We start from the raw sequence: 8,229 nt of genomic DNA on the forward strand, positions 1-8,229 counted from the left end.
GGTACCGGGAGGGGAGGCTGAAGGCGTTCGACGAGGGAGGGCGCAAGGTGTACGATACGATAGCCGGCCGCAGGAGGCGGCTGGGGCTGGCCGCCTAGGCCGTCCGGAAAAACGTCCGCACCCCCGTTCTGGCACGAAAATCGGCTTTCCCTGACCGGAAAAGCTGTCAAGCGCAGCAAACCCCCTGGTCGGCAAAATCGAAGCCGGCCAAGGCACCCTGGAACGTGCCAGAACGCGGTTCCGTGGCCAAAAAGCGCAGGGTTCCGCTGCTGAGCCGAGGTTGATGCAGGCCGCGTCGGCCCGCCAAGCAAGGCCCCGCCGGCGCCGCAAGAGGCCCCGCCCGTTGGGCGGGCCTTCCGAAGCGCCCGACCAGAATAAGCCCAGATCGAAGCTTGGGAACATGGGTTCGCATCAATCCTGGCTTAGCAGAGCGGCAACGCGCAGAGACGACGAGGCGGAGGAGAGCCGCTTTCGCTCAGGACGGCGGGAGGGCGCGGGCGCGCGGATGGGCCTTCACGTACTCCTCGCGCAGGTGGGCGCGGCTCACATGGGTGTACACCTGCGTGGTGGAGATGTCGGCGTGCCCGAGGATCTCCTGGATGACGCGCAGATCGGCCCCGCCCTCCAGCATGTGGGTGGCGAACGAGTGACGCAGCGTGTGCGGGTGCAGGTTCGCCACGCCGATGGTGCGGCCGGCATCGGCCACGAGGGCGTGGACGCTCTGGCGCGAGAGCCGCCCGCCGCGCGCGTTGAGAAACGTCGCCGGGGTGGGTTTCGCATGCGGGCGCACGAGCAGGGGCCGCCCCTCGGCAAGATACTCTTCCAGCGCCTGGGCGGCCGCGCCCGACACGGGGGCGATGCGCTCCTTGCCGCCCTTGCCCACGACGCGCAGATAGCCCTCGTCGAGCACGGCGTCGGCCACATCGAGGCCCGTGCACTCGCTCACGCGCAGACCGCACCCGTAAAGCACCTCGAGGATGGCGCGGTTGCGCAAGGGGATCGGCGCGCGCTCGACGGGAGCGGACAGCAGTTCGTCCATCTGAGACGCGCTCAGCACGTCGGGCAGGCGCTCGGGCGCCTTCGGCAGCTGCAGCGTGTCGGCGGGGTTGCGCCGCACGAGGCCCTCGCGGACGAGGAACCGGAACAGCCCCTTGATCGCCGAGACGCGCCTGTCGACGCTCGAAGTCGCATAACCCCGCTCGAGAAGGTCCGCCTCGTAGGCCACCACCGTCTCGCGCTCGACGTCCCCCAAACACGCGATTCCGCATCGGTCGAGGAAGGCCGAGAAATCGGCGAGGTCGGCCCCGTAGGCCTCCGCCGTCAGCGGCGAGCACCCGCGCTCGATGCGCAGGTGGACCAGATACTCGCGAACCATATCCTCTCTGCGCATCCATGCCTCCTTCCCCGCGCCCCGCACCGATCGCACCCGGCTCTTCGCGCGCACGCCCCGCACCGACCACGTCCGCATGCGGAGCGCACCTGACGCCAATCCGCACGCAGAGCGCTGCCCACAGGATAGCAGCCGACGGACCTTCCGAGGCGAATTCACATGCCGGAAACATCGCTTCGCGCCAAGGTAGGCTATAATCGTCGCGTGCGACGAGAGCGCCGAAGGGCGCCGCGCGCACCGCCGCCATCCCCAGAAAGGAGCGCCGCCATCCCATGCGCAACGGATTCGACAACGACAAGTACATCGCACTGCAAGCCGAGCACATCCGCAGCCGCATCGAGCAGTTCGGAGGGAAGCTCTACCTGGAATTCGGCGGCAAGCTGTTCGACGACTACCATGCCGCTCGCGTGCTGCCCGGTTTCGAGCCCGACTCCAAGATCCGCATGCTCAAAAGCCTCGCGGACGACGTGGAGATCATCATCGCCATCAACGCGAACGACATCGAGAAGAGCAAAGTGCGCGGAGACTTGGGGATCACCTACGACGAGGACGTGCTGCGCCTCATGGACATCTTCCGCACCATGGGCTTCGCCACAAGCGGCGTCGTGATCACCCACTACGCGAACCAGCCCTCGGCCGGCGCGTTCCGCAAGCGCCTCGACAGCCTGGGGATCAAAAGCTACCTGCACTACCCCATCGCCGGCTACCCCTACGACATCGACCACATCGTAAGCGACGAAGGCTACGGCAGAAACGAGTACGTCGAGACAACGCGCCCGCTCGTCGTGGTGACCGCCCCCGGCCCCGGCTCGGGCAAGATGGCCACGTGCCTGTCGCAGCTCTACCACGAGCACACACGCGGCGTCGAGGCCGGCTATGCAAAGTACGAGACGTTCCCCGTGTGGAACCTGCCGCTCAAGCATCCCGTGAACATCGCGTACGAGGCGGCCACGGTCGATCTCGACGACGCAAACACCATCGACCCGTTCCATCTTGAAGCCTACGGCGAGACGACGGTGAACTACAACCGCGATGTGGAGATATTCCCCGTGCTCAAGGCCATGCTGGAGAGCATTTCGGGCGAAAGCCCCTACCAGTCGCCCACCGACATGGGCGTGAACATGGCCGGCAACGCCATCGTGGACGACGACGCCGTGCGCGACGCCGCCAAGATGGAGATCGTGCGCCGCTACTTCCAAACCGCAGTGGAGGTGAAACGCACCGGAATCGGCCACGAGAGGCTGGAGAGGCTCGAGCTGTTGATGAACCAGGCGGGCGTGAACGCGAGCCTCTCTCCTGCGCGTTCGGCGGCGCTGCTGAAGGAGGAGACGACCGGCGGCCCGGCCGGCGCCATGGTGCTGCCCGACGGCTCGGTGGTGACGGGCAAGACCTCCGCGCTTCTGGGCGCGGCGTCGTCGCTGCTCATGAACGCGCTCAAGGGCGTGGCGGGCGTCGATGACGACAAAGACGTGTTGAGCGACGAGGCCATCACCCCCATCTGCCGCCTCAAGACCCAGCAGCTGCGCAGCCGCAACCCCCGTTTGCACTCGGACGAGACGCTCATCGCGCTGTCCATCAGCTCGGCCACCGACGAGGCCGCCGCGAAGCTCATCGAGCACGTGGAGGACCTGCGCGGCTGCGACGCGTTCTTCAGCGTGATCCTGTCGGCCACCGACGAGAAGCTCTACCGCACGCTCGGCATCAACGTGTGCTGCGAGCCGAAGTACGAGCAGCACCGCTACTACCATAAGTAAGCGCGTCCCCGCTCTTCCCGTCCCCTCCCTGTCCGTTTGCGACGGTTCCGGCGGGCGGGAAGGGCCTGCCGGCGCGGCACCGCCGCCGAGCCGGCAGGCCCCCAACGCGGCGGCTTCCAAAAGGCTGCTCAGCCGAGCCTGCGGGCCGGCTCGGCGGCGCTCATCGCCTCCACGAGCTCGGCCTTGCCCGAAACGCCCATCTTGCGGTAGAGGTTGCGCACGTGGGTCTTCACCGTGTCGCGGGACACGTACAACTCGCGAGCGATCTCGGGCTGGGTGCGCCCCTCCACGATGAGCAAGAGCATGTCCTCCTCCCGCCGCGTGAGGCCGTAGGCGCGGGCGGCGCGGACGCAGCGCGTCTGCGGCGACGACTCGCTTTCGCGATAGCGCTCCACGAGCGCGCGCAGCTTTTCGACCGCGCGCGCCTCGGCCGCCTCGGCCGCGCGCCACGTGCGTCCGAGCACTGCCCCGACCGCAAGCGACCCCGCGCAGAACGCGACTGCGAACAGGGCCGCCGCCGCGTCCCCCTGCGCCTCGCCGAGCGCGAGACTGCCAACGACCGCGCCCGCGAACGCGACGAGGCGGTACAGCGCGAGGAGCGTGTCGGAGCGGGCGGGCTCATCGAAGTACGACGCGCGCACGACGGAGGCGCACGCCGCCGCGAACGGCAGGGCCACGCCGACGAGCACGATCCCCCTTGTCGCCAGCAAGGTGAGCTCCGTCATGTCCGCCTCCTCGTCATCGACCGCTCCCGAACGTTTCGTCAGAGGAAACCATAGCACGCGAGGCGGCAAAGCGCAGGGGTGAAATAATTCACCGTTGCCGCGAACCGGCAAGCGATGCTAGCTTCGAACGCGCAAGGGGCGCACCGCCGCCCGCGTCTCTCACGATTGGAGCCCTCATGAGGATCGACCGGAAAACCCGCATCGTCGCCGGAACCATCTGTCTGATCGCCGCCTCGCTCGTCATGGGGTGGTTCGCCGGACGCTACGTTCCGGGAGAGCCGGCCATGCCGACCGCCGATGCGCGTGAAGTGCTTGCGGCAGGAAGCGGCCGCGCCACCGAAAGCGTGATCGACTTCGAACCGGGAACGACGATGGAGCTGCCCGCGCTGCTGCAAGGACGCGCGCACGAGCTGAGCGACGCCGCCCAAGACGATCTGCCCGAGCGAGCGATCGGAAGCTTCGAGCGCATGGGGCTGTGGGAGCGCACGACGCCCCGCCTCGACGTAACGGCGACACAGGTCCGCATAGCGTCGGTCGCGTCGTTCGGGGAGCTCAATCCCCCTTACTACAGTTGGGACAAGATCCCCTCCGACGGCAAGATGGTCCTCGTCACCGTCTCGATCGCCAACGCCTCGGACGAGCACTACGAAGCCTGGTGGGCCACCTTGCCCACGTTCACGCTGTGGAGCGGCCTTCTCGCGGCAGACGACGAGATGGGCGCGGGGATCGCGCTCGACGCAGAGGCGTTCTCGCTTCTGAATCCCAGCGAGGGCGAGCAGGATATCTCGGTCGACCTCGCTCCCGGCGAGACGCAAGAGATCGTGCTGCCGTTTCGCCTCGTGAGCGGCGCGCTCGCCGATCCGTCCGCGCTCGACGACGCGAAAGCATCGGACTTCGCCCTGCAGACGTCCGACTACGCGGCGAACGCCACGTACCGCCTGTGGCTATAGGCGACACCCGCGCGAGGAAAGCCGGACGGAGCCGTCCGACGCGGAGATTCCGGCGGCATCCACGAGCCTTCGCCGAGCGCGCCGCCCGGCCGGGACCGGTCCCGACCGGGCGGCGCCTAGCTCCGAGCCAGCGGCGACCGGCCCGCATCATCGTGCTCGAAGAACACCTTCGACACGCGCTCGTAGAAGCCCTCCCCCCGGTAGCGCAAAAGCACGGTGGGCGCCGCGCCGCGGCTCACGTAGACGCGGCGCACCGGCCGATCGAACGAAAGCGGCTCGCCGTCGACGAAGAGCGTCGCCTCGCGCGCGTCGGCGTTCTTCGACAGATCCATCTCCACCACGTCGCTGCCAGCCGTGACGATGGCGCGCGAATGCAGCGTGTGCGGCGCGAGCGGCACCGCCACGAGCCCCGTGAAGCCGGGGGCCACAAGCGGCCCGCCCGCCGACAGCGCGTAGGCGGTCGAACCGGTGGCCGTGGCCACCACAAGGCCGTCGCCGCGCATCTCGGCGATGAGCGCGCCCGAGACGCTCAGGTCGAAGTCGATGATGCGGCCGTTCGCGCCGCGCGTGACGGCCAGCTCGTTGAGCGCGAAGAACGATCGCGCGCGCCCGTCGGCAGGGTCGCCGGACGACGGCCCGAGCGCGCTGCAAAAGCCGCTTTCGGCCCGATCCGCGCGCGCGTCCTCCTCGTCCTCCCCGTCGGCTTCGTCGGCCCAGGGGTCGGCCTCGCCCTCGCACACCACGTCGATGCGCAGGTTCGTTCTCCGCTCGGCCACGACGTCGTCCGAAAGCGCCGCCGCCACGACGGCCACCACGCCCTCTTCGCCCGAGTTCGCCAAGAATCCGAGGCGTCCGAAGTTGATGCCGAGGATGGGCACCCCGCGCGTCCCGACGAGGCGCGCCGTGCGCAGGATGGTGCCGTCGCCGCCCAGCACCACCGCCATGTCCGCGCCCGCCGCAAGGGCGGCATCCGCGCGCTCGCAGCCATCAGGGCTCGAAAGGTCGGAGGAGTCCACGAGCGTACATTCCATGCCCTGCGTGGAAACGTACGTCGCGAGCAGCAGCGATGCGTCAACGGCCCGCGAGTTGGAGTTATTGCGTACGATGAGGATGTGCATGAGGGTCCTCTTTCCGGGTTTGCTATGATGGGCCATTATATCCGATGCCTCAGAAAGCGTCCTTCCATGTCCGACAAGCTCGCACGAGCTCGACATACGCGCGTCAACTCCCCCGATCCCGCGCGCGACGAGGCGGCGCCCGACCGCGCCGGAACGTCGCATGCGCGCGCAGCCGATCGCCCGAAAGCCGCCGAGGCATCCTTCGCCCGCGCCTCCGGGGCGTCGCACGCCCGCGGGGCCGATCCCGGATCGACTTCGGAGATCTTCGTCGGTGGCCGCCATGCGGGCCTCGACCGCACCGCCATCGCAGCCGCCGTCGCCCAGCACGTCGTCCCGCGGCCCGAACCGCCGCTCGACCCCGCAAGCGCGAAGGCGCGCCTGAAGGCGGCCCCTCCGGGCGAAACGTCCGAGATAGCCATCGGAGGGCGCCACGCCGGACCCGACCGCACGGCGCTCCCGCGCGACCCCTTCGAGCCGTCCACCCCCGATCCGCGCGCGGCGCGCCCGCAGGCCGACCCGGGGTCGACCGGCGCGCTTTTCGTCGGCGGCCGCCATGCGGGCGCCGATCGCACCGCGCCCGCCGCTGCTGCCGCGCCCGCGCCGAGCGGCACGCGCATGCCGAATCCGGCGAAGGAGGAGGCCCCCGAGCCCGAGAACGCCGCAGCCGCCGTCGGCGCGTCGGCCGCCCTCGTGAGCGTGTGCGTGATGATCTCGCGCATCACCGGCTTCGCCCGCACGTGGGCGATGGCGTTCGCGCTGGGCTCCACGATGCTCTCCAGCTCCTACCAGGTGGCGAACACCCTGCCCAACCAGCTCTACGAGCTGGTGGTGGGCGGCATGCTCGTGACGGCGTTTCTGCCGGTGTACCTGTCGGTGAAGAAGAAGCTGGGCCAGCGCGCCTCCAACGAGTACGCCTCGAACCTGCTCACCATCGTGGTCGTGCTCCTCGGCGTCGTCTCGGCGCTGTGCATGCTGTTCCCCTCGGCCATCATCTACACGCAAAGCTTCTACTCCGACCAAGCCGAAATGGCCACGGCCACGATGCTGTTCCAGTTCTTCGCCATCCAGGTGGTGTTCTACGGCGCGAGCGCCATCCTGCAGGGCTTGCTGAACGCGAACCGCGACTACCTGTGGTCGGCCATCGCGCCCGTGGCGAACAACGTCATCGTCATCGCCACGTTCGCCCTCTACGCGCTGGTGGCACCAAACGACCCGCAGCTTGCGCTCTACATCATCGCCGTGGGCAACCCGCTCGGCGTGTTCGCCCAGCTCATCATCCAGATGCCCGCGCTCAAGCGCAACGGCATCCGTCTGCGCCCGCGCCTGAACCTGCGCGACCCCGCGCTGCGCGAGACGCTATCCATCGGCGCGCCCACCGTGCTGGTGATGCTCTGCTCGTTCGCCGTGGTGTCGGTGCAGACGGCGGCCTCGTACAGCTTCTCCGAGAGCGGCCCGTCGGTGCTGGCCTATGCGCGGCTGTGGTTCACGCTGCCTTACGCGTTTCTGGCCGTGCCCATCACCACCACCATGTTCACCGAGCTGGCCGAGATGCAAGCCGAGGGGAACACGCAGGGCGTGAAGCGCGGCATCGTGAGCGGCACGAACCAGATACTCTTCTTCATGATCCCCTTCGCGCTGTACCTCATGGTGTTCGCCCTGCCGCTCGTCACGCTGTACCACGCGGGTGCGTTCACGATGGAGAGCGTCGGCGCCATCGCCAGCTACCTGGCCGTTTTGGCCGTGGCGCTGCCGTTCTACGGCGTGAACACCTACCTGCAGAAGGTGTATTCCAGCGTGCGGAAGATGGGCGTGTTCGCCGGGTTCAATTTCGTGGCCGGCGGCGTGCAGATCGGCCTCACGATGCTGGCCGCCTCGGGTGTGGGCGACCTGCCGTTCGAGGCCATCGCCGCAGCGGAGGCGGCGTTCTACGTGGTGGCTGACGTGTGCCTGTTCGCCTACCTGCGCCGCCACCTCGGCGCGTTCGGGCTGCGCTCCACGCTGCGCGCGCTGGCATGCTCGCTCGCCCTCGGCGGGCTGGGCGCGACGGCGGGCGCGGGCGTGCTGTTCGCCCTGCAGACGTGGGCGGCCCCGCTGTCGGGCTCCATCCCCCAAGCGCTCGCCTACGTGGCCGCCGGCGGCCTCGTGTCGCTCTTCGTCACGTTCGGCCTCGCCCTGAAGCTGCGCGTGCCCGAAGCGGCGTTCCTCGCCAACATAGCAGAAAAGGTGAAGGGCAAGGTGGGCCGCTGACCGCCCCGCCCCTCCCGCGTCCATACGCCCGCAGCTGCGGCCACC

The 8,229-nt window shown here is 68.9% G+C and carries 6 protein-coding genes; 3 read left to right on the top strand and 3 right to left on the bottom strand.

What is annotated here, in order from left to right:
* Window positions 1-475 precede the first annotated feature (475 nt).
* The gene (locus C2L80_RS12290; protein WP_087196785.1) at window positions 476-1,390 is read right to left on the bottom strand and encodes a site-specific tyrosine recombinase; all 915 of its coding nucleotides are present in this window, start codon (window positions 1,388-1,390) and stop codon (window positions 476-478) included.
* A 272-nt stretch (window positions 1,391-1,662) separates the two neighbouring features.
* Between C2L80_RS12290 and C2L80_RS12295 the strand changes: the two genes are divergently transcribed.
* A complete protein-coding gene (locus tag C2L80_RS12295) occupies window positions 1,663-3,144 on the top strand; it encodes a DUF1846 domain-containing protein (protein ID WP_087193912.1) in 1,482 nt (493 codons plus the stop codon).
* A gap of 128 nt (window positions 3,145-3,272) precedes the next feature.
* Here the strand turns inward: C2L80_RS12295 and C2L80_RS12300 are convergent, their stop codons facing one another.
* On the bottom strand, window positions 3,273-3,869 hold the full coding sequence (locus C2L80_RS12300; protein WP_087193911.1) for a helix-turn-helix transcriptional regulator: 597 nt from the start codon (window positions 3,867-3,869) through the stop codon (window positions 3,273-3,275).
* A 176-nt stretch (window positions 3,870-4,045) separates the two neighbouring features.
* On the opposite strand from C2L80_RS12300, the gene C2L80_RS12305 reads away from it, so the two are divergent.
* Window positions 4,046-4,819 carry a hypothetical protein gene (locus C2L80_RS12305; protein ID WP_087193910.1) on the top strand — a complete coding sequence of 258 codons (774 nt, stop codon included), beginning with the start codon at window positions 4,046-4,048 and terminating at the stop codon, window positions 4,817-4,819.
* Window positions 4,820-4,935: 116 nt separating this feature from the next.
* Here C2L80_RS12305 and C2L80_RS12310 read toward each other — a convergent pair whose 3' ends face one another.
* Window positions 4,936-5,937, bottom strand: coding sequence for an NAD(+)/NADH kinase (locus tag C2L80_RS12310; RefSeq protein ID WP_087196787.1), 1,002 nt, complete (start codon window positions 5,935-5,937; stop codon window positions 4,936-4,938).
* A 66-nt stretch (window positions 5,938-6,003) separates the two neighbouring features.
* Between C2L80_RS12310 and murJ the strand changes: the two genes are divergently transcribed.
* Entirely contained in the window at window positions 6,004-8,184 is a 2,181-nt protein-coding gene (murJ, locus tag C2L80_RS12315) for a murein biosynthesis integral membrane protein MurJ (RefSeq protein ID WP_103263303.1), read from the top strand.
* The last annotated feature ends 45 nt before the right edge of the window (window positions 8,185-8,229 follow it).

The organism is Rubneribacter badeniensis, from assembly GCF_002899695.1.
GTDB lineage: Bacteria > Actinomycetota > Coriobacteriia > Coriobacteriales > Eggerthellaceae > Rubneribacter > Rubneribacter badeniensis.